The sequence below is a fragment of the Microbacterium sp. NC79 genome (assembly GCF_019061125.1).
Taxonomy (GTDB): domain Bacteria; phylum Actinomycetota; class Actinomycetes; order Actinomycetales; family Microbacteriaceae; genus Microbacterium.
In genome coordinates this window covers 25,145-50,077 of record NZ_JAHQYI010000003.1, presented here as the reverse complement: position 1 = coordinate 50,077, position 24,933 = coordinate 25,145, and the positions used below count along the sequence as shown (strand labels likewise).

Genomic DNA, 24,933 nt, shown 5'->3' with positions numbered 1-24,933 from the left:
CATCGATGAAGAGGAGCGGCATGCGCGCGATTGTTTGGGATGGTGTGGAGCTTGCTCCGCATGATGACATCGAGGTCCGTCAGCCGGGGGACGGTGAAGTGCTCGTCCGCGTGGACGTTGCTGGTCTCTGCCACAGCGACCTCAAACCCATTGACGCGGACATTCCGCAAGATCTGCCGGTGATCCTTGGCCACGAGGCCGTCGGTCGCGTCGCGGCCGTCGGTGCTGGCGTCGATACCCCCGTTGGAACGCGCGTTGTTATGACCGTCATGCGTGCCTGTGAGGAGTGCGAATACTGCCTCGCCGGGCGCCGAATTCTTTGTCGACGCACGGCAGCTGCCCCGCCGACTCCGTTCAGTCGTGACGGTGAACCGGTGCACCAGTTTGTTCGCCTCGGCGCGTTCGCCCGAGAAACTGTCGTCGGAAAATCCCAGATCATCGCCATTAGCGAAGACCTCTCCGACGAGATTGCGGCCATGTTGAGTTGTGCGACGGTCACCGCGTTTGGCGCTGTCGAAGAGCGGGCGCGCGTGCAACCGGGCGAGAGTGTTCTCATCATTGGTGCCGGCGGCATCGGACTCAATGCCGTGATTGCGGCTCGCGCTGCAGGCGCCGGTCGTATCGTCGTCGCCGACCTCAACCCGCGTAAGGAGGCGATCGCGCGCACGTGTGGTGCGACGGACTTCATCGTTCCGGGTTCGGTCTCTGCGCTCGCGTTGGAACTCGAGCCCGATGGGTTTGATGTGGTTCTTGAATGCGTCGGACGCGGTGACCTCCTTCAAGAATCGATCCGTTCCCTCGGCTGGGGCGGGCGCGTGGTGATCGTCGGGCTACCGCCCCACGGCACTGTCATCCCGCTAGAAGTGCGTGATCTGTTCCGCGATCAGTCAATTCTGGGATGCCGAATGGGCTCCGTTGACCCCTGGATTGAGATCCCGCGCCTCGCGGAGCGGTGCTTGAGCGGGGAGATTGATCTGGAACCACTCGTCACGAAGACGGTGGAGTTGGCCGAATGCGCGACGCTTGTTTCGGAGCTTCGGGGCGGCTCGGTCGAGCGTGGATTCTTCAGTTTTCAGGAGGCATAAGCATGAGAACATCGACGGTACCAACGTACGGTTCGCTGATTGGTGGCGAACGCCTGACGGCGGGAGACATGTATGAAGTGACGGATCCCAATGACGGATCGGTCATCGCGCTCGCACACGATGCTGACGCAAACGCGGCCACGGCTGCCGCAAATGCTGCCGCCGATGCGGCACCTCACTGGGGGCAGACGTCGCTCGATACCCGCCGCGCGGTACTCGCGGGAGCGGCTCGCCGCCTGACGCAGCAGCGAGACGCGCTTGTCGAGCTCGCTATCGCAGACACCGGTGCGCGCGCTGCCGTCGCCGCTGAAATGCAGGTTGATGCGGCGCTCGCACGTCTGCAGAAGTGGTCGCAAGCGCCGGGATCTCTGCTCAAGCCGCAGGGGCCCGCCGAGTTCGGTGGCTTGAATGTCGACCTCGAGCGTCGACCGGTCGGTGTCGTGGCATGCATTAGCCCGTACAACTTTCCGCTGCTTGCGATGGTCGCGAAAGTTGCACCCGCCCTCTTCTCTGGCAACACCGTCGTCATGAAGCCGGCGCCACAAGACCCGCTGCTGGTGAGTGCACTTGCGCAGGCGCTTGACGAGGCGGCTCGTGAAGCGGGTGCGCAAGACGGAACCGTGAACTACGTCGTGGGGTCAACTCCTGACTCCGGAGTGGCTCTTGTCGAGCACCCGCGCGTGGGCGCCGTGAGCTTTACGGGCAGCACGGTTGTGGGCACGTCGATCTATGCTTCGGCGGCACCGACCATGAAGCGACTCCTGCTCGAATTGGGGGGCAAGGGTGCGCTCATCGTGCGGAGCGACGCCGACATTGATGCGGTGGCTACCGCGATTGAGCGCGCATGGACCTACCACGCCGGCCAGGTATGCCTCACCGCGTCGCGGATTCTTGCACACGACAGTGTCTACGACGAGCTGCAGGAACGGTTGCAGGCGCGCGTGGGAGAACTTGTGCACGGCGACCCTCGTGACGCGGCGACGCACGTGGCCCCGTTGATCTCCGAGGTGCAGCGCACCCGCGTTGCCGGCATGATCCAGCGTGCTCGCGACGATGGCTTCACCGTCGCGCAGAGCAGTGGTGCGCCAGCACGTGGTTTTCACCAGGCAGCGACGCTTATTTCTGATGTACGCCCGGATGCGGAAATCATGCAGGAGGAGGTCTTCGGGCCGGTCGTCGCACTCATGCGCATGCGCGATGACGACCACGCCATTGAAGTCGCAAACTCGACGAAGTATGCCCTGTACGACTACGTCTTTTCCCGAGATCGTGACGCAGCGGTACGAGTGGGCCGACAACTCGATGCCGCACAGGTGGGAATCAACACGGTGCGCAGGCACCCGGACGCACCGTTTGGTGGCAACCGCCTGAGCGGGCTGGGGCGCACCGGTGGCACCTATGCCCTTGACAGTTACACCGACCTCCAGGCCCTCGTGGGCTGAGGCCGGGGCTCCTAAGAGAGTCGTGAGATTTCGCGCGCGGCCTGACCGACTTTGTCGATCTGGTCGAGCGCGTCTTCAAAGAGCATGGAGAGGAAGACGCCGTCAACATGGTTGGCGAGCGCATCCAACTCAGCAGCGCATGTGTCGATGGTTCCGATGATTGCAAAGCGGTCCAGCAGGTAGTTTTCAATCTCCGGGTGGTCGATGAACAATTCGGCGTTGCTTGTCGTTCCTGAGCTCCCGTGCGATTGGTAGTCATAACGCTCGTAGCGCTCCGCCATGATTTCTTGAAACTCCTCGGGGACACCCTTGCCGGCAAAGGTGCTTCCGAACGCAAAGTGCGACGCGCTAATTGCCCGGGGGATGAGACGGCGCCGCATCGCTTGTTCGGCGGCGACATCGTCAACCACAGCGATGCGGATCGTCGCCCACGTGGAGGGTTTCACGTTCGCGGCAGCAGCACCCTGGGTGATCGCAGCGATCCGTTCAATGTCAGAAATGTGGCGACCAACCCCAGCAATGATGCCGTCGGCCGCGCGACCCCCGATGGCGGCTGTCTTGTCGCCGCTGCAGGCAAGGAGCAGCGGCACATCGACGGCCTCGCGAACGTGGGTGAGGGCTGTTTCGAGCTCGCGGAGCGTCGCGTGATTCATTCCGAACGAATGCACAGCCGAGTCGCCACGGCCGAAGCCGAGTTGCAGACGGGCGCCAAATTCGCCAACGAGGCCACGCGCGGCTGCCGCGTGCAACGACCAGTGCCGGGTGACCGGGTTGGTCACGCAGGTGGTGACTCGGAGCTCGTTGGTCGCGTCGAGCGCGCTTGTGCAGGCGGAGTAAAGCTCCGCGTAGCGGGGGGAGTCACCGATTCCGATACCCCAGAGACCGACGTCTTCGGCCCTTTGCGCCACTTCTCGTGTTTGAGACAACGACAGCGGCAACCAGTTCACACAGATACGCATGCTCCAGGGTTACCAGTCCAGCAGTCCCGACAGGTGACTGACCGCCTATGGCATCAATAGCCCGACCGCAACCGAAAAGGCCCCGGAACCTCCCCGCGAACCGCGCGGGAATGTTCCGGGGCCAAACTGAGAACCCAGCGAACCCAACCTCAGTCGGCGATAGCCCGGCCCAGCATTGAAATCGCCGTCTGGCGGGCGATGCGCCCGCGTTCGCCGCGGCGCTCAACGAATAGGTCGACGAGCTCCTCCACGAACAGCATGAGCGCACCGCGTGACGTGTGGACCAGCTCATCGTGGAACGACTCTTGCGTCGGCGGCATCACGAGTGGGAAGTCGGCGAGCTTGGCGACCGCCGACCGCGCGAATGACGTCAGGGCGATCACCTGTGCGCCACTTTCTTGAGCGGCGGCAATCACGTCGAGCGTCGACCGGCTCGCCCCTGAACCCGACAGCACGAACAGAGCGGAACCAGCACCCAACTGCTTGGCCGCGATCTGCTGCGCGATCGGGTCGGCGAAGTATTCCACCGAGCGACCGGCCGCATTCAAGCGCATGGCCAAGGCCAACGCCAGCGGGCCAGACAGGCCATTGCCTGCAACCAGCACGCGGCCGGCTGAATTCAGCAGGTCGAGCACAGCGTCAATCGCCTCGGGCGTCAGCACTGCGAGCGTGTTCTCGAGTCTCGAGCCCACCTGCACCATGCGCGAACGAATCACGCCCAGCGACGATGAGTCAGATTCCACGGCAGACGTGGAAGCCTCAGAGGCGAGCTCCTGAACCAGCGCCACCCGCAACTGTGAGTACCCCTCGTACCCGAGCGCTTGCGCCGCGCGGATCACGGTGGTGCGGCCAACGCCCGCCCACTCCGCGAGTTCTTGCGCGGTCAGCTCGGTTGCCTTGCCGCGATCCTGCGCGATCGCATCGACGACGAGTCGTTCGGTGCGCAGCAGGTCGGGCGCGAGAGCGGCGATGCGCACACTCGGCTTGGCGTCGGTGGCCCCGATCCAGCTCACGTCATCACTCCGTCAGACAGCACGCAAACCGCAGAAACGCTCACGCTACTTGCCCCCGTTCATAAGACGCCGGCGAATCGCACCTGAGATCGCGTCGATGATCATCGTAGCGACGATGACGACGATCAAAAGCATGCCAACGGTGTCCCACTGACGGAAGTTCGTGTAGTTCGACAGCATGCTTCCGATACCGCCCGCACCGACGAGGCCGAGCACGGCCGAGGTACGGATGTTGATCTCGAAACGGTACAGCGCGAACGACATTAGCGTCGGTGCCACCGCCGGCCAGATGGCCCACCGCGTCACTTCAGCCGTGGTTCCGCCCGCGGCACGCACTGCTTCAGCGGCACCGTCGTTTGCCGACTCAACCGTCTCGTACACCCACTTGCCCTGGGTTCCGATGCCAGCGATGCCGAGCGCGAGCGCACCCGTCAGCGGCGTGAGACCCGTGACCGTCAGCAGGATGAGCGCGATAACGACCTCAGGCACCGCACGAATCACAGCAAACAGGCCACGCAACGGCAGGCGCAGCCACGCCGGGCCGACGCCCTTCGCTGCCATCATGCCGAGCGGAATCGACGCGACAACACAGAGGATGGCGCCGATCCACGCCATCGAAATCGAGCGCCACGTCTCAAACAGTGCGCGCGGCAGCTTGTCCCAATTGGGCTCGGCAAACATCAGCACGAGGTAGTCCCAAATGCGCGCGGGCAGCGACGGCAGATCGTCCCACGAAATCTGCAGGCCACCGGCTGCCACCAGGAAAATGGAACCAGCAAGCAGCGCCCACAGGGTCGCCGCGCGCTTCGACGGCTTCGCCGGAACCGCAGAACTTAGCCCCGAGAAGGGGGCCTTCGTTTCAGCTGTCATCGTCATACCAACCTCCGGCGCAGCACGTTGGAGAGCACTTCAATCGCGATCACCACGACGAGAATCTCAATGATGATGACCGAGACGTCGGAGTACGCGAAGAACGCACGACGTTCGTCAAGCAAACGGCCGATACCACCGGCGCCCACGATTCCGAGGATCGCCGAGATACGCACGTTCAGCTCGAGCGCGTACAGCCACTGGTTCATGAACAGCGGGCGGGTCTGCGGCAGCGCGGTCAGACGGTTGATCTGGAACTGCGTGCCACCGGCCGCGCGCCCGGCTTCCATGTAGCTGTGGTCGGAGGCGTCGATCGCCTCAGAAACCAGCTTCACGACGATGCCGAGGTTGAACAAGAACAGCGTCACGACACCGGGCAGCGCACCCACACCGAGCATCGCGACCAGCACGGTCGCGAACACGAGGTCAGGCACCGCGCGGTTGATGTTGACGAGCGTGCGCACAATGAAGCGGCTGACGACGTTGGGGTTTGTCGTCGTTGCCGCCCACAGGGTGAGCGGAACCGACACCGCCGCCGACAGTACTGCCGCAACAATCGCCATCTGGATGGTCTCCAGCATCGGCGCCCACGTACGCGGCAAGAACTCCCAGTTGGGGGTCATCAGCTGCGCGATTTTGTTCGCGCCGTTCTGCCAGTTCTTGATGATCGAGGCGATGTCGAGCTCGATGCCACCGATCGCCGGAATGCACGTCGCCACGGTGAACGCCACAACGGCGACCGCAATGAGTGCCTTTTTGAGACGGTTCGAGGGCTTCGGCGGAACCATAAGTTCTGCTTCAGAGGCCGCAGGAGTGGGGGTGAGGGTCGTCATTCCCCCGTGCCCATCTGGTCTTTCGCCTGAATCGGGCGGCCGTAGATCTGCTCAAAGTCGGCGTCGGTGGCGTTTGCTGCCGGGCCGTCGTAAACCACTTCACCGGCGCGGAGGCCAATCATGCGGGTGGTGTACTGGCGGGCCAGATCCATCAGGTGAATGTTGATCAGCACCGTCAGGCCCTGCTCCGCGTTGATGCGGCGGAGGTCGGCCATCACCGAGTGCGCGGTCGGCGGGTCCAGGCTCGCGACCGGCTCATCGGCGAGCATGACGCTCGGCTGCTGAGACAGCGCGCGCGCAATGGCGACGCGTTGCTTTTGGCCGCCGGAGAGGGAACCCGCGCGGGTCCAGACCTTGTCGAGAATGCCGACCGAGTCGAGGGCTCGCAGCGCGATCTCGCGGTCGGATGCCGTCGGAATCCCGAGGAGCGTGCGCAACGACGAGGTGTGCGCAAACCGGCCAACGAGAGTGTTGCGGTACACGTCGGCACGTTCGGCGAGGTTGAAAGCCTGGAAGATCATGCCGATGTGGCCGCGTGCTTCACGCAACTTGCGACCCTTGAGGCTGGAGACTTCGTACGGACCGACATTCACGGTTCCGCTCGTCGCCTGCACCAGGCCGTTGATCGTGCGGATCAGCGTCGACTTGCCCGAGCCCGACAGGCCCACAATCGACACCATTTCGCCCGGCGCAATGTCGAGCGAGACGTTGCGCAGAGCCTTGGTTCCGTTGCCATAGGTGACCGAAACATCATCGAGCGCGATGCGCCACGAGGCGGCACCCGACTGCTGTCGGGCGTCCGCCTCGTGGGCCGCGTTAGCGGGAGCTGACATTTACTTTGAGAACTCCGCGAGGATCTCGCCGTAGCGCGTGATCTCTTCTTCAGCGGTCTCGTTGGTCCAGTCCGAAAGGCCAACGAGGTCGAACATGATCGACTTTGCTTCTTCCGACGAGTCGGCGTAGCCGTCCATCAGCTCAGCGATCTTGTCGGTGAGGTCTGCCGGCAGCGACTTAGCTGCGACAACGCCACCGTTGGGGATCATGTCCGAATAGGCGAAAGCGACAACCTTCTCAGCGACATCCGGAACCTCGGAGATGACCGATGCGCGGGCATCCCAGAAGCCGAAGCTAACCTCAGCGTCACCGTTGTAGACCGAGAGGATCGCGTTGTTGTTGCCCTCGATCGGCACCTGAACGAAGTCAGCGTCGGTGTCGATGCCGAGGTCGCGCATGGCGACGATCGGGTACTGGTAACCGGCGGGCGACGTGACAGCCTGCAGCGCGACCTTCGTGTTCTTGTCGATGTTCTTCAGAGCGTCGAGGCCTGCGGGGCCCGTTCCGGTTGCGGCAGCTTCCGGCTCGATCCCGTTGCAGTATGAGAACTCAGCACCGTTGGCTGCGTAGGACGCGGTGGTGACGTCACCGTCGCAGAACTTGTCGGGGTTGTTCGTGTACGCAACCGCTGCGTAGCTGGTGGCACCGAAGCGCACGTCGCGGAGAATGAGCTGCGCGTCGTACTGCGTGATGGCGTTGTACATCGAGCCCGCGTCGGTGATGACGATCTGAGCCTGGTCGGCGCCGAGAGCTTCAACGGTGGCTGCGTAGTCGTTGGCGACAACACCGTTGACCTTGATGCCGAGGTTCTCCGACAGGTAGGCGGTCAGCGGGTCAAGAGCCTCGGCGAGGTCTTCACCTTCGACAGACGGAACCAGCGAGATCGTGATCTCTTCCGGCCACGCCTGGTCTTCTCCCGCGCCTGCCGAGCCGGTGTCTCCTGCCGAGCAGCCGGCGAGAGCGAGGGCCGCGACCGCGAGGGTGCCGACGGCGATGAGGGGTTTACGCATCGTGATGACCTTTCAGAAGTTCGGCGCTTATGCGGCCGGAGTAGTGCCTGCAGCCGCGGATGCGACCCAGGCTTCAATGTCGGAGCGCAGTGCGGCCAGGGACGCACCGCGCATGGTTGTGTTGATGGGGCTCGTTTGCGCGGTTGCGCCGACGAGGGCTGTGTCTGCGCCCAGTTCTTGGGCGGGCAGAAGATCGTTGATGGCGATATCGCCAATGGAGAGCACCGGGCCGTCAGCGAGCAGACGGCTCACGAGGCCACCGAGACCGGCGGGCTTGCCGACGGTGAAGTGCTTCTCGTCGAACAGGTCGGTGACGCCCCAGGCGTCGAGCACGCGGTCGACACCCGTTTCGGGGGCGTTCGTGGCGAGCACGAGGCGAGCCGAGGTTCCGACGGTCTTGAGGAATCCGGCGAGATCGTCCATCGTGCCGACGGAACCAGCATCGGTTCCGAGCGATTCGCGGCTCACGTTGTAGGCGACCTGCAGGGCTTCGGCGGAGACGCCGTCAGCCTTCGCGAACTGCGTGACGATGTCGTATCCGTCGCGGTATTCGGTGGAGCCGGCGTCGTAAGCGGCGAGGCTCTCGTCGACGCGAGCGAGGTAGTCGGGGCCAGCTTGGTCGGCAATGGCACGAGCGAAGGCGATCACCGGGCCGTGGCCGAGGGCCAAGGTTCCGTCGAAGTCGAAGACGATACTGGGCGTCATGTGTGCTCGCTTTCCGCTCTGGACTGTTGATCCAAACGTATCAGCGAGTTTGGACGAAAAGTCGCTCGAAAGGTGACGGAACGGTGAACTTTCGGGGGTACGGCGTCGCCCTCGAGCCCTCGCGTGAAAATGCATCACGAATGACGAAATGCCTTGCTCATTCGTCACTCTGGTTTACTTCTGTCACATAATCCGTTGCATTTTGACGGATCTGAGCCCGCCGCTGCGCGCGCTCGGCGACCGAGGGGCGAACTTCAGGCGGCGTTGAAGCGGAGGCGGGGGTCTGCGATGCATTCGGCGACCATGGCGGCGGGGTCTGACGCCAACGGAAACGTCGTGATGAGGCGCCAATCGGTGGGCGCTGAGACGGGGGCGGAACCATAGACCAGGGCCGAAGGAGTACCGGCGCGGGGAGACAGAGTGACCACGCGCGTGATGACGTCACCGACGGGGACATCCGCCGAGTGAGCGTTGGCGGGCGGGGAGATCAGTGCCGGAAGAACCGCGGCGGTGACGCGCTCGAGCAGCGTGGTTCCGGAGCCTGCGCCCGTGGTTCCGGAGTCGGCACCCGTGGTTCCGCTGTCTGCACCCGCGGTTCCGGAACCAGAGGTCAGGTGAAAGGCGTCTGGTTCGAGTCCGAGGGCTTGGGCGAGGGCGCCGTCAGCCCAGCGGTCGCGTTTGTAGCCGAAGGGGGTCGGAACCTCGGAGAACCAGTAGCCGTAAACGTGCAGCACGCCCGCGTTGCCGATCGGAAACTCTGCGTCGATGCCAGCGGCGGCGTGCAGGGTGTCGAAGAGGTCCTTCTCAATGGAGGGGACTCCGGTGAATTCGTCGATCAGGGTCGACTGGCCCCACACGGCGAAGCGCCCGGCCTCGGCGTCGCGTCGCATGTGATCTAGAGCGGTGTCGACCGACGGCAAAAACATGACCTCAAGCCTAGGACGGGTCAATGGGTGGTTGCTCCGCTTCAGCGGGTCACGAGATCGTGAGTTCGCTGCGACCAGCCGCCTGGCCTTTGTGCTGTGATGTCATCGCGCAGCGCGCACAGATCGCCTCGGTGACGCTGCTCTCGGCGGACCCGTTCGCGCACGCATTGTCGAGCCAGACAGACATGCGGCCCACTCTTTCAGGGAACACGGCGTGCCGACAGGGTGGCCGCGTACGCTGGGGAGAGATCAACCGACTCCAGAGGACGACGACTGTGAAACTCATTCAGCTGCGACACTTCGTCGTCGTTGCCCAAGAACTGCACTTTCCGCGGGCGGCTCAGCGCCTCGGCATCTCGCTGCAGGCGCTGTATTCGTCGATCGAAAAGATCGAAGAAGAGGTCGGCCACCCGGTCATCACGCGCGGCGCCAACACCCACCTCACGCCCTCCGGAGTGCTGCTGCTCGATGAAGCTCACGCACGCATCGCGGATGCTCCGGAACCATCCGGGCAGAAGGCGCCGGCTGGCGGTAAGGCGAAGGCAAACAAGGGCAAGGGCCGTGCGCCCGTCGTGAAGGGCCAACCGAAGCCCTATAAGAAGCGTCAGGGGCGGTAGCGCGCTCCGCCGGTCGGACTCAGCGGCCTAACCCGCACGCGGAGAGCCCGGCCTACCCGCACGCACAGGTGTCGTGGCTCCCGGCCATCGCGAACCCACTTCCGATGCGAGACACATTCTGGTCGGCGAGACACATGGAACCCGCTGGTGTCTCGCCGACCAAAATGTGTTTCGGCGTTGAGAAAGGGGCTAGCGGACGCGGAGGCCGTCTAGGCCGATCGCGACGACGTCGCGTGCTAGGCCGTCGGGGTCGTCGCCGCGGTACCACTCGACGACGGAGTTCACCGTGCCGAACAGGAGGCGGGCGGCGGTGCGGGCGTCAACATCGGATCGCACGGAACCAGCGGCTTGCGCTTCGCTGACGAGTGCGGCAACGCGGGCATCGAAGTCGCGGCGACGTTCCAGCGCCGCCCGCTCGGTCGCCGAGTTGCCGCGCACGCGGAGCAGGAGAGTGACCGACGCCTTCTCCCGCACGAGCAGGCGCACGGCGCCCGTGATGGCGTGGGTGAGGCGGTCGAGAGCGGAACCAGGGGCTGCTTCCGCCGCGGCAATCACGTCGTCGAGGCCGTCGAGGGCAACGCTCAAGGCCTCGGCGAGAATTGCCTCTTTTGAGTCGAAGTGGTGGTACAAAGCCGACTTCGTGACCCCCAGCTTTTCTGCGAGAGCTGCAATCGAGGTTCCGTCGTATCCCTGCTCGTTGAAGACCGCGACGGCGGCGTCGAGCGCCTGGGTGCGGTCGTAGCCGGGGCGTCCGCGGCGGGGCGTGTCGGTCATGACGTGGCCTTTGGTTGGTGGTCTTCGAAGATGAGGAAGGTTTGGGTGCTGGTGACGCCGTCGATGGACTGGATTTCTTCCAGCACGATGCGGCGCAGGTCGCGGTTGTCGCGGGCTCGCACCAACACCATCACATCAAAGTCACCGCCGACGAGCGCGACATGCTCGATTTCGGGGAGGGCGTCGAGCGCCGCGCGGATCTCTTGCCAGCGGCGCTGATCGACCGACATTGACACGTACGCGGAGGAGCGAAAGCCCGCGCTGACCGGGTCGGTGACCACGCGATAGCCGAGAATCACGCCGTCGTCGGTCATGCGTTTGATGCGCGCGTACGCGTTGGCGCGGGAGATGTGCACCTGCTGCGCGATGACGTTGACGGAGGTGCGGGCGTCGGCGCGGAGGATGTCGAGGATGGCGTGATCGAGAGCGTCCACGATTCTCCTGATGATGTGAAGGTTTCGTCATCACTGACGAGACGCATTGCCGAAGTTGGTGGACTCAGCATACAGAACGTCTACCGGGTCGGGCTATCCCGTGACTATTCGTGCCGTGCGGCGCATGCTGGGGAGACGAAACGTCTTCGGCACTGAGGCCGTCGACGTGAAGCCACACGACCCAAAGGCGGGAACCGTGAGTATTTCTGTTGAGCACGCGCCGGCCCTGTTGCCGCGCGAAACTCCCGTGCAGCTGATCGATGAGACCGGAACCACGCACGCCGATGACACCTACGCGATGCCGTCGAACGAACGACTCGTCGCCGCGTATCGCGCGCTCGTGAACGGCCGTCGCCTTAACGACCAATGTTCGGCGCTCGTGCGGCAGGGGCGTCTCGCGGTGTATCCGTCGTCGCACGGACAGGAAGCCTGCCAGGTCGCCGCGTCGCTCGTGCTTAGCGAGAACGACTGGCTCTTTCCCACTTACCGCGACACCGTCGCGATCGTGAACCGCGGCGTCACGCCCGAAGAGGCACTCGTGCTGCTGCGCGGCGATTGGCACAGCGGTTATGACCCGAAGCACACCCGGGTTGCCCCGCAGGCCACGCCGCTCGCGACCCAGCTGCTGCACGCCGTCGGTCTCGCGCACGCCGCCACACTGCGCGGTGAAGACACCGTCGTGATGGCGCTGTGTGGCGATGGTGCGACGAGCGAAGGCGACTTTCACGAGGCTCTCAACTTTGCCGCCGTCTTCATGGTTCCGGTCGTCTTCTTCGTGCAAAACAACGAGTTCGCGATCTCCGTGCCGCTCGCGAAGCAGACGCATGCGCCGTCGCTTGCGCACAAGGCGATCGGGTACGGCATGCCTGGCCAGCGGGTTGACGGCAACGACGTCGCCGCGGTGATGGCGGTGCTCGACGAGGCGGTCGAGCGGGCGCGGGGCGGCGGTGGTCCGTCGTTGGTGGAGGCGCACACGTATCGCATGCAGGCGCACACCAACGCTGATGACGACACCCGGTATCGCGAGCGCGACGAGGTGAAGGCGTGGGTCGAGCGCGACCCGCTGACCCGCATGCGCGCGTACCTTTCTGCGGCCGGTGCGTGGTCTGCGGAGGACGATTCGGCGCTCGCGGCAGAGGCCGAGACGATGGCATCCGCGTTGCGTGATGCGCTCAACCGTGAGGTCGAGGTCGACCCCGAAGACCTCTTTCGGTATGTGTATGCCTCCCGTCCCGCGCACCTGGACCGGCAGTGGAACAAGCTGAAAGACGAGCTGGAGCGGACGGCGGCGTTTGAGGCGACGGGCGCTGCGGGTGGCGGAACCACGGAGAGCGGAACCAAGGAGCAGAAATCATGACACTGATTGATCACCCCGTGCACGCGCCCGCGGCGACGAACGTCGAGACGATGACGATGGCGGCCGCCCTCAACCGGGCGCTCGCCGATGCGATGGTTGCCGATGAGTCGGTGCTGATGTTTGGTGAGGATGTCGGCGCGCTCGGTGGCGTGTTTCGCATCACCGATGGGCTGACCGCGCGGTTCGGTGAGAAGCGGTGCTTTGATACGCCGCTCGCCGAGTCGGGAATCATGGGCTTCGCTGTCGGCCTCGCCATGAACGGCATGCGCCCGGTGGTGGAGATGCAGTTTGACGCGTTCGCCTACCCCGCGTTTGAGCAGGTGGTGTCGCACGTTGCGAAGCTGGGCAACCGCACGCGGGGTGCGCTGCGGATGCCGATTGTGATTCGGGTTCCGTTTGGGGGCGGTATCGGTGGTGTTGAGCATCACTGTGATTCGTCTGAGGCGTATTACGCGCACACGCCGGGGCTCACGGTGGTGTGCCCGGCGACCCCGCAGGACGCGTATTCGATGCTGCGGGCCGCGATCGAGTCGCCCGACCCCGTCGTATTTTTGGAGCCGAAGAAGCTGTACTGGTCAAAGGGCCCGGTCGATACGTCCGTGCGCGAAGCTCTCGGCCGCGCGCGCACCGTGCGCGATGGTTCCGACGTCACTCTGATTAGTTACGGATCCAGCGTGCAGATCGCTCTCGACGCTGCGGCCGTGGCGGAGACCGAGGGTAAGAGTGTGCGCGTGGTGGATGTGCGCACGCTGACGCCGTGTGATGACGACACGATTTTTGCCGCTGTGCGGGCGACGGGTCGTGCGGTTGTGGTGGCGGAGGCGGCCGGGTTCGCGTCGGTCGCAGCTGAGCTCGTCGCGCGCATTCAGGAGAACTGCTTCTCTTTCTTGGAAGCGCCGGTGCTACGGGTGACGGGATTCGATGTTCCGTTCGCGCCGCCGAAGCTCGAAAAGTATTACCTGCCCGACGTTGACCGCGTGCTCGACGCGATCGACGCGCTGGGGTGGGAGTCATGACCCGCACGTTTTTGCTGCCCGATTTGGGGGAGGGGCTGACCGAGGCCGCGATCGTCGCCTGGCACGTTTCTGTCGGCGACACGGTGGCGGTGGATCAGGTCATCGCCGAGGTCGAGACCGCGAAAAGCATCGTCGAGCTGCCGTCGCCGTTCGCCGGGGTTGTGGTGGCGTTGCATGGTGGCGTTGGTGACGAGGTGCGGGTCGGGGCGCCGTTTATTGAGGTGTCTCCTGTCGGCGCCGAGGGTGGTGTGGAACCAGGGGTTGCGGGGCCGACGACGGCGGAGATTGCGACGGTGCGGGTTCCTGACGACGCGCGCGAGTTGGAGGGCTACCGCCACGAAGAGCGTGCCGGCACGAAAGAGCCGGTGGGTTCGGGCGGTTCTGGTTCTTCGGGCTCGGGCAATGTGTTGATTGGGTACGGAACCTCCTCCCACGGCGGCGCGCCGCAGCGGCGCCGCGTTCCGGTGGCGCGGGCGACTGCCGGTGTTGCGGGTGCGGGTGTGGGTGCTCCGGAACGACGGGCCGCGGGTATGGGTGTGCGGGCGACGGCTGGTGCGTCCGCCGTGGGCGCCGTGGCCCCGGAACCACTGGTTGCCGGTGCGACTTCCGCGGTGCAGGCGACTGCCAAGGCTTCGACTTCTGGGGCTCCTGCGACCGCCGTGGGCACCGTGGCGCCGGAACCACGGGCTGCGAAAGCGGGGCCGGTGGCGGTAAAGTCGCCGATCGTGCGTCAGCTCGCGCGTGAGCTGGGTGTTGATGTCGGCCGGGTTGTCGGCACAGGCGCGGATGGCGTGGTGACACGTGCCGATGTCTTGGCGGCATCTGCCGGCACCTCCGCCGCGGACGTGAGCCGTGGTTCCGCTTCTTCCACCGCCGACGCGCATGCTGGTTCCGCTTCTTCCGTAGCCAGCGCGCGTGCTGGTTCCGGTGCCGCACCTGCCGGGTTGGGGGTTGCCGCGCGGGAGCCGATGTCGATGCTGCGGCGTGCGGTGGCGGCGAAGATGTCGGCGTCGCGGGCGGAGATTCCTGAGGCGACGGTGTGGGTTGACGTTGACGTGACCGACCTGTGGGCGATGCGCGCGCAAATGGCGGCCGGTGACCAGCCAGCCCCGAGTCTCACGGCGCTCGCGGCGAGGTTTGTGCTGATGGCGCTCGCGGAGTATCCGTTGTTGGCGTCGCGCGTTGACGGGTCTGACTTGGTGACGTTCAACGGTGTGAATCTCGGCGTCGCGACGGACACCGAGCGTGGACTCATGGTTCCGGTGATTCAGCGCGCTGACGCGATGTCGGTGGGGGAGTTGGATGCGGCGCTGCGTGCTGTTTCTGCGTCTGCGCGCGCGGGTTCGTTGGCGCCGGCCGAGCTGACGGGTTCAACGATCACGTTCAACAACTATGGTGCGCTGGGTGTGGACGGATCGGCTGCGATCATCAACCACCCCGAGGTCGCGATCATCGGCATGGGACGTGCGATTGAGCGCCCGTGGGTTGTTGATGGTGCGATCGTCGCGCGCCGCATCGTTCAGGTGTCGCTCGTGTTTGACCACCGCGTGTGTGACGGCGGGTATGCGGCTGGTTTCTTGCGTCACCTCGTGACGTCGCTCGAGAAGCCGATGGTGAGGTTTCGGGAGGTTTGAGGCTTTGCGCCCCACGCCTTGTGCTCGCTCATCGGCCAGCGGGTTCGGGGGGGGTGTGTCAGGTAAGCTCAAGCCTTGATGCACGCCGCCACTGCTCCTGCTGTGCCCGTAGCGCGACTGGACTCTCTGACGAGCCTGCGCTGGTGGGCGGCGTTTGCCGTATTCCTGTTTCACATGCGCAACATGGTGACGTTTCCGCCGTGGCTGCAGTGGTTCGTTGAACAAGGGCACCACGGTGTCACCTTCTTCTTCGTCCTGTCCGGCTTCGTGCTCACGTGGTCGTGGCGGCGTGAGACGCCGGTGCGTGCCTTCTACTGGCGGCGTTTTGCGCGCATCTACCCGCTGCATTTGATCGCGCTGCTGGTTGCCATTCCGGTGTTCTACCGCATGATTCCTAACGCCGATCAGGGCTGGATCAAGCCTCTGGACTGGGGCGTTCTGGTGCTGAGCTTCCTGGTGATTCAGGGCTGGTCTCGCGACCCGGTGATTCTGTTCTCCGGAAACCCGGCCGCATGGACGCTCACCGTCGAGGCCTTCTTCTACGCGCTGCACCCACTTCTCATCCGCATGATGGTTCCGCTGCGCAAGTACGGTGCCCTCGGCGTTGGTGCGCTGATCTTCACCGTCTCGTTGTTGCTGAAACTCGGGGCGCTGACGTGGCCAGATAGTGTGTTTGCCGCGTTGCCGCAGCCGATTTACCATGTGCCTGCCTTCATCATCGGAATGCTCGCAGCGTGGGCATTCCGCAACGGATGGCGCCTGCACATTCCTGTGCTGATTCCGGGCGGCGCGCTCATTCTTTGGCTACTGGTCAGCGTTCTTGCTGGTCGTTCGACTGGACCGCTGTCGGTGCTGAGCGCGATGACGGCCGAGGTTGTGGCACTGCTGTGCGTCTTCGTGATTGCCGCGGCGGCCACGAGCGATATCAACGGAACCACCCGCATCGGTAGCTGGCGTCCGCTCGTTCTGCTTGGTGAATGGTCGTTCGCGTTCTACCTGATCCACGCAACGTTCATGTATGCGGCGATCGAGATCTTCGGCGGCCAGCACGGATCGTACTGGCGCACGCTTTTCTGGGGCGGCCTCCTCCTCGGCCTCTCAATTCTCGGCTCGTGGTTCTTGCACCGCTTCGTCGAGAAGCCGGTGGAGAAGAAATTCCGCGGCTGGCAGGACCGCCGGCTGCGTGCGAAGGCCGTTAAGGTTTCCTGAACGTCCCGGACGGGCCCCCGGTGATCGTTGAACGAGGGTGCGCAGCGCCCGAGGCGAAACGCCCAGACCTGCTGTCGCCGACCGCGCCTACGAAGTTCTCTCGACGTTCACCACAATTAGCGTGGGCATCTGACTAGCGGAATGACGTCTCCACCGGATCAAGAAGGAATAGGCATGACTGTTGCTCATACTTTTCGACGGTGGCGGTAACCCGGAGGTTGTCGCCGACGCCGAATGCGTCTCGGTCATTGTCGGTGAGGTGCAAATCCCCTGCGTTTACATCGCGGAATTGAAACGCGGGACCAACCGCAGTGGTCTCGCTGAAGTCACCGGCGCTAATCAGAATGTCGTATCGCGTTGCAGATCCGTCATGGTTGTTCATGGCGCCGATGCTTGCGTCGAGCTCGATGGTCTTTCCGGCGTACTTCTCGGCAAAGGTAGACACCACGGGTGAGCAGTAGTCTCGTTCCTGAAGAAGCGCAGCGAACTCAGCATTGTTGTCAATAGTGATGGCCTCGCTTTCATTGGTCGTGCTCGGCGTTTCTGAAGGCTCGGTCGCTTCTGATGCAGGTGCGGATGGCTCTGCCGGTGCCTCAGACGTGATTGTGGTGGGTTCAGCGTCAGGAACGTTCTCACCTGCGTTGATCGAACTAACGATCACGCCGACGATCAACCCGGTGACCGCCAGTCCACCAAGAATCGCGAACAGGACAATGGGCAACTTCTTCTTGGGGCGACGTAAGACGATCTCGGTTTGAATCTTGCCTGGAGGCTGGGATACGAGTTCCCAGCCTTCCTTCTCCCACTTCTCGATCGCTCGGCTTTCGCGTCCGCGAATGGATTTGACCGTCATGGTCTCGTACTTGATTTCTTCTTGCTCGGCCACGCGTCTCCCCACGTCTGGCATTCGTTGGTCGGGCACCAACATTTCGAGCGTATCGGCTACTTCGTACCAACTTTCACGTGTGTAGTTGGCGTCGAAGAGATTGCTGGGCTCGTGTGGGTTCGCACCGCTTGCGTAGGGGGCGTGCAACCGGGCTGAACGAGGTGATCGGTGGCGATTTAGGCTGCTCCCACCCGTTGCGCCGCTCGTATCGAGGTGTTCTGATGCCGCACTTATGGGATCCATGGCAGCCCAGGAAAGGACTTTCGATGCCTGCGGACCAGCCGATCGACGTGACATTCGACATTCGGTCAGATGCTGGCGGCAAGGACCCCGACAGGTATAGCGCAACATTGCGGGGCTACCACCGGCAGCTGTGGGGCAAGCCGCTACCAAATGGTGCGCCATTTCCCCTCGACGATGTGTATCCGAAGGGCTACCTACAGCATCAGTCTGAATTGGGTGAGTTCATGCTTTCGAGCGACATGATCCACCGCTCCTTCATCCCGGTTGTGCGCATGCGGCACGTTATCGAGCAGGTTCCCCAGGAGGTTTTAGAGAACTCGAGCCGAAACGGTTGCACGGTGGGTGGAACAATCGTGTTCCCGGCTCACCGAATCGAAGGTAAGCACACAATCAATCAGGCCCGCGGAACCCACCGGCGCATCGAAGACCGGTTTGACCTGACCCTCGAGTGCATCCGCCGTCACTATGAGGGGGCACCGAGCCCCTTGACTGCAACACTCGCACGGTATGCGAGTTTCTTCGACCTGTTCGACGATTTCGAGGGGTACGTCGCTCACTTTCTGCTCCAGGATCTTGTAGATCTGAGTAACGGAACCGTCCGCTTCTTCACGAAGTGGCAAGACTTTGATTCACCCGCAATGCCGCAGACAGTGACCGAGTACCTGGAATACAGCGAACGCGCGGTCGAATTCGTGCTTGCCCGTAACCGGCGCATTTCGGCGTGGGCTGAAACGAGGGATGACAGACCTTCGATGCGCAGTCTCTAGGATCCTGCTCTGACTGATGAGACGGATGGTGCGCCAAGGAGGGCTATTCTCCAGTCAAGGCATTCTCGAAGGGAGCAAAAGCAATGGGGATCGAGATGGGTCTTTGGCGGGCAGACGGCGACAAGCTAAGCCGCATCGTTCCAACAGCGATTGGTCTTGAATCTCAACTCGAGAACTAATCGAGTCCGACCCCGCGGTGCTCGGACAGAGGCTCCTCATTGTCGGTCGTCAAGTGGCAACGGCGTTCGGAGGGTTCATCGACCTCCTTGCACTGGACGGGAGCGGTGGGGTTCACGTGATCGAACTAAAGCGTGACAAGACCCCGAGGGAGGTCACTGCGCAAGTTCTCGACTATGGCGCTTGGGTGTCAACGCTCGGCCGCTCAGAGATTCAAAACGTGTTCGAGGCGTACCGCCCAGGAGTCCCACTGGAATCCGCATTTGTTGACGCCTTTGATGAGACCGTCCCGGATGAGATAAGCGCGCAGCAGACGTTCACCATCGTGGCGGCAAGTGTTGACGCTGCAACGGAGCGGATCGTCCGGTTCTTGAACGAGGATTACAACGTCCCGATCAACGTCGTGTTCTTCCGTCATTTTGTCGACAACGGGTCGACTTACCTCGCGCGCACGTGGCTTGTAGAGCATGAGGTCCAAGCAGCAGCCAAAGCCGTGGTGCCAGGTAAGCGTTCGAGTACTCGGGAAACATGGAACCAGCTGGATTGGTACGTCTCATTCGGCGAGAATCCGACCGGGCGTAGATGGGTGGACGGACGCGAGTACGGCTTCGTTTCGGCAGGCGGGGGAGACTGGTTCTCCCGAACACTGAAGAACCTGGAGGTGGGCGGTCGTGTTTTCGTCTGCATCCCCGGGACGGGCTATGTCGGCGTCGGAACTGTCGTCGGTGAAGCCAAACGATTTGACGAGGCGATCATCACTCGCGACGGCGTCTCCACGCCACTTCGCGACCTGCCACTTGAAGGAACTTATCGCCGCGCCGGCGATGAGTCGGACGACATGGCCGAGCGGGTTGTCCCCGTCACATGGATACATACTGTGCCTCGTGAACAAGGGTTCTGGAAGCCTGGCATGTTCGCAAACCAGAACACAGCCACCAAGTTGCGTCAGCAATTCACGATCGACCAGGTCTCCGCGGCATTCGGCCTTGATGGTTGAAGCCCATTAGCTACTGATTTTGACAGCTTCGGAGCGTCGGCGGTGACGAAGTGGTGACCTAATTCCTGTCCTCACGAGGGTCCCTGACACCATGAGGGAGCGGCGTTCACAGGGTGTCGCCGCCAGACGCTTACGCCTCAGCCACGTTCGGAGCTTCTCGGATTTGGGTGCGCTAGCCTGTTTGCATGCAAACAGGCCGCATCGGTGACTCTGCGTATACGACACCGCTCTACTCGCAGAGCGAAGCCGCGCGTATCATTCAGGCGCCGACGACATCTTTTGGGCGCTGGGCTCAGGGGCACACCTTCAAGCAGCGGCAAGAAGGACAGTGGGGTCGGAGCGCCGCGCTCCTGACTGGCGTGCGCCCGGGGCGAGGGATCACAGTGCCGTTTAACGCGCTAGCTGAAGGCTTCATCATCGAGTCCTTCCGCCGCGCGGGGCTACCGCTCGCGCGCATCCGCCCCGCCGTCGAAGTGTTGCGCAACGAAATTGGTCTCCATAATGCGTTGCTTAGCGAGCAGCTGATGACTGATGGAGCTGAAATTCTCTACCAGAACGGTGAAGGTGACCTCGTCGTCGTCCGCAACAGCCAGGGTGTATTCAAAGAGGTCGTGAGCGAATATTTGAAGAGCATCACATATCGAGATGGCTTCGTTAGTGTGATTCAGCTGCCGACGTTTGAGGTCGTTGACGTCGTCGTTGACCCGCTGCGCAATGGGGGACAACCCACAATCGACAGAATAGGTGTGCGGATTGAGGACGTCCTTAGCCGTGTGCGGGCGGGGGAACCACTAGCGGAGGTCGCCGACGACTTCGCACTAGAGGCCCACGAGGTGCGCTCCCTCATATTGCAGGCAGCTTGACATGCAGGCCGCGCAATTTCTCCTTGATCGATCGGTGGGCGGTGCAAAGTTAGTCACACGCCTGCGTGAAGCAGGGTGGGATGCGGCAACCTTGGCGGAGCAGTTCGGCGATCAGCGCGCGCAACAGATGCGGGATGAAGAGTGGATTCGCGAAGGCACGGCACGCGGATTCATACTTCTTTCCAAGGACCATCGAATTGCGCTACGGCCGCTGGAAGCCGAGGCCGTTTATGTGAACGATGCGCGACTCATTGCTTTCGCACGCGGGGACATGACCGCGGAGACAATGGGTGACCTGTGTATTCGATATGAGGCGAGTATCTTCCGACTGGCGGTGGCTCGCGCTCCGTTCGTCTTTTCCCTAGGCCAGGCAGGCTTGAAACGAAAGCAATTGCATCGACCATGAGCGCGAGGTCCCGCCAATCAGCAAGCTTATTCTCCAGGAGCCTCATGTCACATGGGGCTCAGACGCGCGCATCCGCGATGCTTCTTGATTGATAGGCTACGCCGCGAGGCAGAGGCTCAGATTGCAGCCGCCATATGAAGCTGATCAGTGGAAGTTGGAAGGGAAGGGTGAGGTCTTGGTAGTTGGGGCTCCGAATGACGACGCTTTCGACGACGCAACCAGGCGGGCCTGGGAATCGCTGAAGTCATCGGATTGCGAGGCGAAAGTTCAGGAATTCCTGGAACGCCATGTTGCCCTGCTGCCCGGAGCGTGGGGTGAGTTTGGTTCGGGGGGTCACCACGGACCCATGTACAGCGCGGTTTTTCGGCAACCTCCTCTCCAGGGGCTCGACAGCACTCGAGTGCCAGACTTTATGTGGATTCCGAGGTCGACCGTTGAAATCACGCCTGTGTGCATTGAGATCGAGCGACCGACAAAACGCTGGTTCACGAAAGACGGAACCCCAACTGCACAACTGACCCAGGCCCTAGACCAGCTCAATCAATGGAGAAGTTGGTTCAGCGAGGCGCTGAATCAACAACTGTTCAGAGAGAATTACCTGAAGAACAGGTGGCCGCGCCGCGTCCTGAAACCGCAATTCGTGTTGATCTATGGCCGTGAGTCCGATTTTACTGAGGATCACAAGCTATCTATTGAAGCTCGGCACAGCAAGCGTATCTACTTGGGTGCGGGTCCCGATGTGCACTTGCGCACCTTCGATTCTTTGAGGTGGAACTCGCACAATGAGAACCTCGTGACCGTGTCAGCGTCAACGAGTGGAAGGTTTCGAGTCGAATGGGTACCAAAATCTTTCGACAGGCTCGGAGACCCAACAGGTGCCCATTATCTCGGGCCGATAGAGAATGCGATTGCGCAGAACTCGGAGATCAACTCCGTACGCGCGGGCGAAATTCTTGCCGCCTGGACAAAAGAGCGGTCAGCGGGGAGACGAATAGCTAGTGGAGATACTTACCTCGGCAGCCTGCCGATCCCAACTCCTTAACGATTCCGAGCGGAACAATCGTCGGTGCGAGGACTTCGGGACGTTCACCCCACATAGACTATGTGAGCATGATTCAGTCTCAGTACCTGGCCGCGCTGGCCTGTCGCCATATTCTGCGAATCCGCCCGAATTTCGATGACGTTCGAAGATCCCACGCAGATCCCTATGCGTGATGGGCGGTTCGCGGTCGCGTGAACCGATGAGGGTGAACCCGCGGCAGCCCCAGAATTACGCTCCTCGCAGGTGTCAGCAGAGACACCTTCTCCATCAGCTCGCGCGCCAAGGTGGATCCCCGCGATGTGGAGCTGATCGTGAAAGACCTCATCCGCAAGCAGCAGCTCGTCCGCAAACACGACGACTCGTTGGGGCAGAACAAAATTATCGGGCTACTCCGCGATGACTCAGCTTCTATCGACGCCGATGCAGCCAAGCTCATGGCGGCGCTCGACCTCTCTCACGACCGCATGAGTGCGTGCCGGACCAAGCAGAAGGCGCTTGACCATATGATCGAGCGCCTCGAGGCCAACCAGACACTGGTCTCGCGCAACGTCCAGAACTCCATGCCGCAGCGCCTGTCCCACGTGAAATTCAGCGGGATGACGATCCGGGACAACAAAGTCCCATACATCTTCCTGACAGGAGGTGATCACGGCGATGATCAGGAACCGGTAGACGGACTATCTTTACCCTGGCGCTCATGGCGGTGCTGGTCGCGCGACGCATCTTCGCGCCGATGACGTGGGATGGCGGTAGCACCGAGACGGACCCGGGCCGCGAATATGACATCGCCGGTTCGATGCTCATGCCAGCGGATCGGGTGCGAACCCTCAAACTCGCCACGCTCGATGACCTCAAGGCAGCCTCGAACGAGTTCAAGGTGACAGCGAGTGCCGTCCCGGTGCGGGCGATGCGGTTGGGCATCATGAATAGTGAGGTCGCCAGTGAATATTTGGCACAGCTGCGCGACGAGTTCAGGAGCCATCCGAAGACGACCGGAGGTAATCGGATCCTCCCCGAGAACGCCGTCCGCAAGTACAACGGCAGGGAACTGACCGTTCGGATGCTCCGCGTGCTCGACAGCGGCACAATTTCAACAGGGGAGTTCTGCCGGTCGGTCTGTCTGAACCATATCGATCACTCGGGGATCGATGACCTTCGGCGAGCGCTCCAATGAGCGACTTTGGACGACGTTTCGTCATCGACACCAACGCTCTCAGCCAGCTCGGCCGGAAGCGTCGCTCAAGCGAGTTCTTCTTGGAACAGTCGGTGATACCTGAAGAGGTCTTGTATGAAGCAACGGGGTTCCCGGACATCGCCGCGCTGCGTGACAACATGCATCCGACGACGCCACGGGTGCTTTTCTGGCTCGCCGGGGTCATGGCGACGGTACCTGCGGACGACACGCGCGTAGTCGACCTTTACGCTAACCGGGGCAACGCCGACCCGATCGTCGTGGCATGCGCGCTCGAAGGGCAGGAGCATGACAACCAATCGCTACTGAGCCCGGACTGGCTGGTCGTAACCGCCGATGAAGCCGTCCGGCGCAAAGCTCAGGAGTTCGGGCTCACGGTGCTCAGCAACTCTGCGTTTGCCAAGCTCATCGACGAGGCGACAGCTACGGCGGAGTTGACAGCATGATCCGCTGATCAGCGGGCAGCAGCCGAGCCTCTGAGGCCGTCGCTCCGCGCAATTCGTGCAGTCCTGCAATCGGTGGGCTAATTGGCTAAGGAGGTCAGGTACTGCGTTGACAGATAACGGGATAGTTCAGTGCAGCTGGCCAATGTGGTGACTACAGCCTCACTCCATCGGTTTGATCTGAGTCTCGATGAAGTCGATGTCCTCCGGCGTGAGCTCGTATTTCGCAAACAGCTGCTCATCGATTTCAGCGATGCTCTTCGTCCAATCGATATCAGAGTCGGCGCTGAAATCCTGCAGGGGCACGTGTTTCCAGACCTTGGCAGGAGCGTGCTGGGTGATCTTGAGAACGCCGAGCAGTGTTCGTGCAAACTTCGTCTTCACATACTTGAGGCATGCATCGGCGTCCGCAGCATTATCGAAGCATCCGATAGTAGCAAAAGATTGAGTGACAGCCACCTCTGGGCCGATGACGTGTGGTGACGCTAAAGTCTCTCCAAAGTTTCCAGCACCGTATGCGGCCGACAGCACGACCTTGTATGCATCAAAATTTGCAGGACCAGCTATGTAATCTTTGCGGATCCAGCGGCGAACACGCTTGTTGTTGATGAGCCCGAGTACCTGAACGTAATCATGTCCGTCAGCTGGCTTCTGCTCTGAGTAGATCTGCGGTAACAGTTCGAAGGTCTTGGTGTTCATCTTGTACTGCTCGCCCGTCGCCATCGCGGCTGCGGCGTTGGGATGAGCCTCGTGCATGGTATCCGTATACGCATACGACCTCGAGCTCGTGATCAATCCAGCGAGCGAATCGCCCGCCTTGCCCTGAACTCGATGCAGAATATCGTTCAGATCCGGAAACTTCGTGAACGTGCCGATCGGCTCGCCCTGCCGTTCGGAGTCACGGAATGTAACAGCAATCCCGCCCTTGATGTCCGTACCGGGAAACAGCGCATCACTATTTGGCGCGTAATAGGGAACGCTCAGGTGCGAATCACGCAACATCTTCTCGTTCCATGCTTTTGGCGTGTAGCCAGCGTTGAATAGGAACCGAGCGGGCGTGATGAGGACGACTTTTGTGCCGACCTCGTATGCCGCCTCCATGAACTGGTGATAGATCGGCATTGCGTGAGTTGCATCTCCTGTTGACTCACCTTGATACGGCGGGTTGCCAATGACAACGTCAAACTTCTTGGCCATGG

General features: G+C 62.4%; 27 protein-coding genes. 15 read left to right on the top strand and 12 right to left on the bottom strand.

The features are described from left to right. Positions 1–20 precede the first annotated feature (20 nt). Both KTJ77_RS12685 and KTJ77_RS12680 read left to right on the top strand, forming a co-directional pair. The gene (locus KTJ77_RS12685; protein WP_217338925.1) at positions 21–1,085 is read left to right on the top strand and encodes a zinc-binding dehydrogenase; all 1,065 of its coding nucleotides are present in this window, start codon (positions 21–23) and stop codon (positions 1,083–1,085) included. Between the two features lie 2 nt (positions 1,086–1,087). After that, positions 1,088–2,527: an aldehyde dehydrogenase gene (locus tag KTJ77_RS12680; protein WP_217338924.1), complete on the top strand. Its 1,440-nt coding sequence runs from the start codon at positions 1,088–1,090 to the stop codon at positions 2,525–2,527. A gap of 11 nt (positions 2,528–2,538) precedes the next feature. On the opposite strand, the gene KTJ77_RS12675 is transcribed toward KTJ77_RS12680, so the two are convergent. From KTJ77_RS12675 to KTJ77_RS12640, 8 genes are all read right to left on the bottom strand, one after another. Then, positions 2,539–3,486 (bottom strand): LLM class flavin-dependent oxidoreductase, encoded by a 948-nt coding sequence (locus tag KTJ77_RS12675; RefSeq protein WP_254367835.1) that lies wholly within the window; start codon positions 3,484–3,486, stop codon positions 2,539–2,541. A gap of 149 nt (positions 3,487–3,635) precedes the next feature. Then, positions 3,636–4,499, bottom strand: coding sequence for a MurR/RpiR family transcriptional regulator (locus tag KTJ77_RS12670; protein ID WP_217338922.1), 864 nt, complete (start codon positions 4,497–4,499; stop codon positions 3,636–3,638). Between the two features lie 45 nt (positions 4,500–4,544). Next, positions 4,545–5,375, bottom strand: coding sequence for a phosphonate ABC transporter, permease protein PhnE (gene phnE / locus KTJ77_RS12665; RefSeq protein WP_254367834.1), 831 nt, complete (start codon positions 5,373–5,375; stop codon positions 4,545–4,547). Continuing rightward, positions 5,372–6,202 carry a phosphonate ABC transporter, permease protein PhnE gene (gene phnE / locus KTJ77_RS12660; protein ID WP_217338921.1) on the bottom strand — a complete coding sequence of 277 codons (831 nt, stop codon included), beginning with the start codon at positions 6,200–6,202 and terminating at the stop codon, positions 5,372–5,374. Before phnE (KTJ77_RS12660) ends, phnE (KTJ77_RS12665) begins: the two co-directional genes overlap by 4 nt. Beyond that, positions 6,199–7,035: a phosphonate ABC transporter ATP-binding protein gene (gene phnC / locus KTJ77_RS12655; protein WP_217338920.1), complete on the bottom strand. Its 837-nt coding sequence runs from the start codon at positions 7,033–7,035 to the stop codon at positions 6,199–6,201. Before phnC ends, phnE (KTJ77_RS12660) begins: the two co-directional genes overlap by 4 nt. Then, the gene (locus KTJ77_RS12650; RefSeq protein ID WP_217338919.1) at positions 7,036–8,046 is read right to left on the bottom strand and encodes a phosphate/phosphite/phosphonate ABC transporter substrate-binding protein; all 1,011 of its coding nucleotides are present in this window, start codon (positions 8,044–8,046) and stop codon (positions 7,036–7,038) included. It lies immediately after the preceding gene. A 27-nt stretch (positions 8,047–8,073) separates the two neighbouring features. Then, complete coding sequence (locus KTJ77_RS12645) at positions 8,074–8,751, bottom strand: HAD family hydrolase (protein WP_217338918.1); 678 nt, start codon at positions 8,749–8,751, stop codon at positions 8,074–8,076. A 254-nt stretch (positions 8,752–9,005) separates the two neighbouring features. Further along, positions 9,006–9,677 carry an amino acid deaminase gene (locus tag KTJ77_RS12640; RefSeq protein ID WP_217338917.1) on the bottom strand — a complete coding sequence of 224 codons (672 nt, stop codon included), beginning with the start codon at positions 9,675–9,677 and terminating at the stop codon, positions 9,006–9,008. 275 nt (positions 9,678–9,952) lie between these two features. On the opposite strand from KTJ77_RS12640, the gene KTJ77_RS12635 reads away from it, so the two are divergent. Then, positions 9,953–10,294 carry a LysR family transcriptional regulator gene (locus tag KTJ77_RS12635; RefSeq protein WP_217338916.1) on the top strand — a complete coding sequence of 114 codons (342 nt, stop codon included), beginning with the start codon at positions 9,953–9,955 and terminating at the stop codon, positions 10,292–10,294. Positions 10,295–10,483: 189 nt separating this feature from the next. Here the strand turns inward: KTJ77_RS12635 and KTJ77_RS12630 are convergent, their stop codons facing one another. Together KTJ77_RS12630 and KTJ77_RS12625 are read right to left on the bottom strand one after the other, a co-directional pair. Next, positions 10,484–11,068, bottom strand: a complete 585-nt coding sequence (locus KTJ77_RS12630; RefSeq protein ID WP_217338915.1) for a TetR/AcrR family transcriptional regulator — start codon at positions 11,066–11,068, stop codon at positions 10,484–10,486. Then, positions 11,065–11,502, bottom strand: coding sequence for an Lrp/AsnC family transcriptional regulator (locus tag KTJ77_RS12625; protein WP_217338914.1), 438 nt, complete (start codon positions 11,500–11,502; stop codon positions 11,065–11,067). The genes KTJ77_RS12630 and KTJ77_RS12625 overlap by 4 nt, the downstream gene beginning before the upstream one ends. A 247-nt stretch (positions 11,503–11,749) precedes the next feature. Between KTJ77_RS12625 and pdhA the strand changes: the two genes are divergently transcribed. From pdhA to KTJ77_RS12605, 4 genes are all read left to right on the top strand, one after another. Then, a complete protein-coding gene (gene pdhA, locus KTJ77_RS12620; RefSeq protein WP_367948927.1) occupies positions 11,750–12,859 on the top strand; it encodes a pyruvate dehydrogenase (acetyl-transferring) E1 component subunit alpha in 1,110 nt (369 codons plus the stop codon). Continuing rightward, positions 12,856–13,875: an alpha-ketoacid dehydrogenase subunit beta gene (locus KTJ77_RS12615; protein ID WP_217338913.1), complete on the top strand. Its 1,020-nt coding sequence runs from the start codon at positions 12,856–12,858 to the stop codon at positions 13,873–13,875. The genes pdhA and KTJ77_RS12615 overlap by 4 nt, the downstream gene beginning before the upstream one ends. Further along, positions 13,872–15,509, top strand: coding sequence for a dihydrolipoamide acetyltransferase family protein (locus KTJ77_RS12610; RefSeq protein WP_217338912.1), 1,638 nt, complete (start codon positions 13,872–13,874; stop codon positions 15,507–15,509). Before KTJ77_RS12615 ends, KTJ77_RS12610 begins: the two co-directional genes overlap by 4 nt. A 78-nt stretch (positions 15,510–15,587) precedes the next feature. Next, positions 15,588–16,718, top strand: coding sequence for an acyltransferase (locus tag KTJ77_RS12605; protein ID WP_254367843.1), 1,131 nt, complete (start codon positions 15,588–15,590; stop codon positions 16,716–16,718). A 133-nt stretch (positions 16,719–16,851) separates the two neighbouring features. Here the strand turns inward: KTJ77_RS12605 and KTJ77_RS12600 are convergent, their stop codons facing one another. After that, positions 16,852–17,604 (bottom strand): DUF4839 domain-containing protein, encoded by a 753-nt coding sequence (locus KTJ77_RS12600; RefSeq protein WP_217338910.1) that lies wholly within the window; start codon positions 17,602–17,604, stop codon positions 16,852–16,854. 266 nt (positions 17,605–17,870) lie between these two features. Between KTJ77_RS12600 and KTJ77_RS12595 the strand changes: the two genes are divergently transcribed. The 8 genes from KTJ77_RS12595 to KTJ77_RS12560 all read left to right on the top strand — a co-directional run bounded on the left by KTJ77_RS12595 (position 17,871) and on the right by KTJ77_RS12560 (position 23,737). Further along, a complete protein-coding gene (locus KTJ77_RS12595) occupies positions 17,871–18,614 on the top strand; it encodes a hypothetical protein (RefSeq protein ID WP_217338909.1) in 744 nt (247 codons plus the stop codon). Positions 18,615–18,909: 295 nt separating this feature from the next. Continuing rightward, a complete protein-coding gene (locus tag KTJ77_RS12590) occupies positions 18,910–19,788 on the top strand; it encodes a hypothetical protein (protein ID WP_254367833.1) in 879 nt (292 codons plus the stop codon). A gap of 185 nt (positions 19,789–19,973) precedes the next feature. Continuing rightward, on the top strand, positions 19,974–20,651 hold the full coding sequence (locus KTJ77_RS12585) for a DUF433 domain-containing protein (protein ID WP_217338908.1): 678 nt from the start codon (positions 19,974–19,976) through the stop codon (positions 20,649–20,651). Position 20,652: 1 nt separating this feature from the next. Then, positions 20,653–21,057 carry a hypothetical protein gene (locus tag KTJ77_RS12580; RefSeq protein ID WP_217338907.1) on the top strand — a complete coding sequence of 135 codons (405 nt, stop codon included), beginning with the start codon at positions 20,653–20,655 and terminating at the stop codon, positions 21,055–21,057. Between the two features lie 88 nt (positions 21,058–21,145). Continuing rightward, complete coding sequence (locus KTJ77_RS12575) at positions 21,146–22,099, top strand: Shedu anti-phage system protein SduA domain-containing protein (protein ID WP_367948920.1); 954 nt, start codon at positions 21,146–21,148, stop codon at positions 22,097–22,099. Between the two features lie 311 nt (positions 22,100–22,410). Then, positions 22,411–22,836: a hypothetical protein gene (locus KTJ77_RS12570; RefSeq protein ID WP_217338905.1), complete on the top strand. Its 426-nt coding sequence runs from the start codon at positions 22,411–22,413 to the stop codon at positions 22,834–22,836. Then, the gene (locus KTJ77_RS12565) at positions 22,797–23,273 is read left to right on the top strand and encodes a hypothetical protein (protein ID WP_217338904.1); all 477 of its coding nucleotides are present in this window, start codon (positions 22,797–22,799) and stop codon (positions 23,271–23,273) included. The genes KTJ77_RS12570 and KTJ77_RS12565 overlap by 40 nt, the downstream gene beginning before the upstream one ends. Beyond that, positions 23,270–23,737 carry a hypothetical protein gene (locus KTJ77_RS12560; RefSeq protein WP_217338903.1) on the top strand — a complete coding sequence of 156 codons (468 nt, stop codon included), beginning with the start codon at positions 23,270–23,272 and terminating at the stop codon, positions 23,735–23,737. Before KTJ77_RS12565 ends, KTJ77_RS12560 begins: the two co-directional genes overlap by 4 nt. Before the next feature lie 159 nt (positions 23,738–23,896). Here the strand turns inward: KTJ77_RS12560 and KTJ77_RS12555 are convergent, their stop codons facing one another. Further along, the gene (locus KTJ77_RS12555) at positions 23,897–24,931 is read right to left on the bottom strand and encodes an Eco57I restriction-modification methylase domain-containing protein (RefSeq protein WP_217338902.1); all 1,035 of its coding nucleotides are present in this window, start codon (positions 24,929–24,931) and stop codon (positions 23,897–23,899) included. Positions 24,932–24,933: the final 2 nt, after the last annotated feature.

Bases quoted from the DNA above. Each gene is read 5' to 3' on its own strand.
- KTJ77_RS12685 (WP_217338925.1), top strand. From the start codon at position 21: ATGCGCGCGATTGTTTGGGATGGTGTGGAGCTTGCTCCGCATGATGAC.
- KTJ77_RS12680 (WP_217338924.1), top strand. From the start codon at position 1,088: ATGAGAACATCGACGGTACCAACGTACGGTTCGCTGATTGGTGGCGAA.
- KTJ77_RS12675 (WP_254367835.1), bottom strand. From the start codon at position 3,486: ATGCGTATCTGTGTGAACTGGTTGCCGCTGTCGTTGTCTCAAACACGA.
- phnE (WP_254367834.1), bottom strand. From the start codon at position 5,375: ATGACGATGACAGCTGAAACGAAGGCCCCCTTCTCGGGGCTAAGTTCT.
- phnE (WP_217338921.1), bottom strand. From the start codon at position 6,202: ATGACGACCCTCACCCCCACTCCTGCGGCCTCTGAAGCAGAACTTATG.
- phnC (WP_217338920.1), bottom strand. From the start codon at position 7,035: ATGTCAGCTCCCGCTAACGCGGCCCACGAGGCGGACGCCCGACAGCAG.
- KTJ77_RS12650 (WP_217338919.1), bottom strand. From the start codon at position 8,046: ATGCGTAAACCCCTCATCGCCGTCGGCACCCTCGCGGTCGCGGCCCTC.
- KTJ77_RS12645 (WP_217338918.1), bottom strand. From the start codon at position 8,751: ATGACGCCCAGTATCGTCTTCGACTTCGACGGAACCTTGGCCCTCGGC.
- KTJ77_RS12640 (WP_217338917.1), bottom strand. From the start codon at position 9,677: ATGTTTTTGCCGTCGGTCGACACCGCTCTAGATCACATGCGACGCGAC.
- KTJ77_RS12630 (WP_217338915.1), bottom strand. From the start codon at position 11,068: ATGACCGACACGCCCCGCCGCGGACGCCCCGGCTACGACCGCACCCAG.
- KTJ77_RS12615 (WP_217338913.1), top strand. From the start codon at position 12,856: ATGACACTGATTGATCACCCCGTGCACGCGCCCGCGGCGACGAACGTC.
- KTJ77_RS12610 (WP_217338912.1), top strand. From the start codon at position 13,872: ATGACCCGCACGTTTTTGCTGCCCGATTTGGGGGAGGGGCTGACCGAG.
- KTJ77_RS12605 (WP_254367843.1), top strand. From the start codon at position 15,588: ATGCACGCCGCCACTGCTCCTGCTGTGCCCGTAGCGCGACTGGACTCT.
- KTJ77_RS12595 (WP_217338909.1), top strand. From the start codon at position 17,871: ATGCCTGCGGACCAGCCGATCGACGTGACATTCGACATTCGGTCAGAT.
- KTJ77_RS12585 (WP_217338908.1), top strand. From the start codon at position 19,974: ATGCAAACAGGCCGCATCGGTGACTCTGCGTATACGACACCGCTCTAC.
- KTJ77_RS12580 (WP_217338907.1), top strand. From the start codon at position 20,653: ATGCAGGCCGCGCAATTTCTCCTTGATCGATCGGTGGGCGGTGCAAAG.
- KTJ77_RS12565 (WP_217338904.1), top strand. From the start codon at position 22,797: ATGGCGGTGCTGGTCGCGCGACGCATCTTCGCGCCGATGACGTGGGAT.
- KTJ77_RS12560 (WP_217338903.1), top strand. From the start codon at position 23,270: ATGAGCGACTTTGGACGACGTTTCGTCATCGACACCAACGCTCTCAGC.
- KTJ77_RS12555 (WP_217338902.1), bottom strand. From the start codon at position 24,931: ATGGCCAAGAAGTTTGACGTTGTCATTGGCAACCCGCCGTATCAAGGT.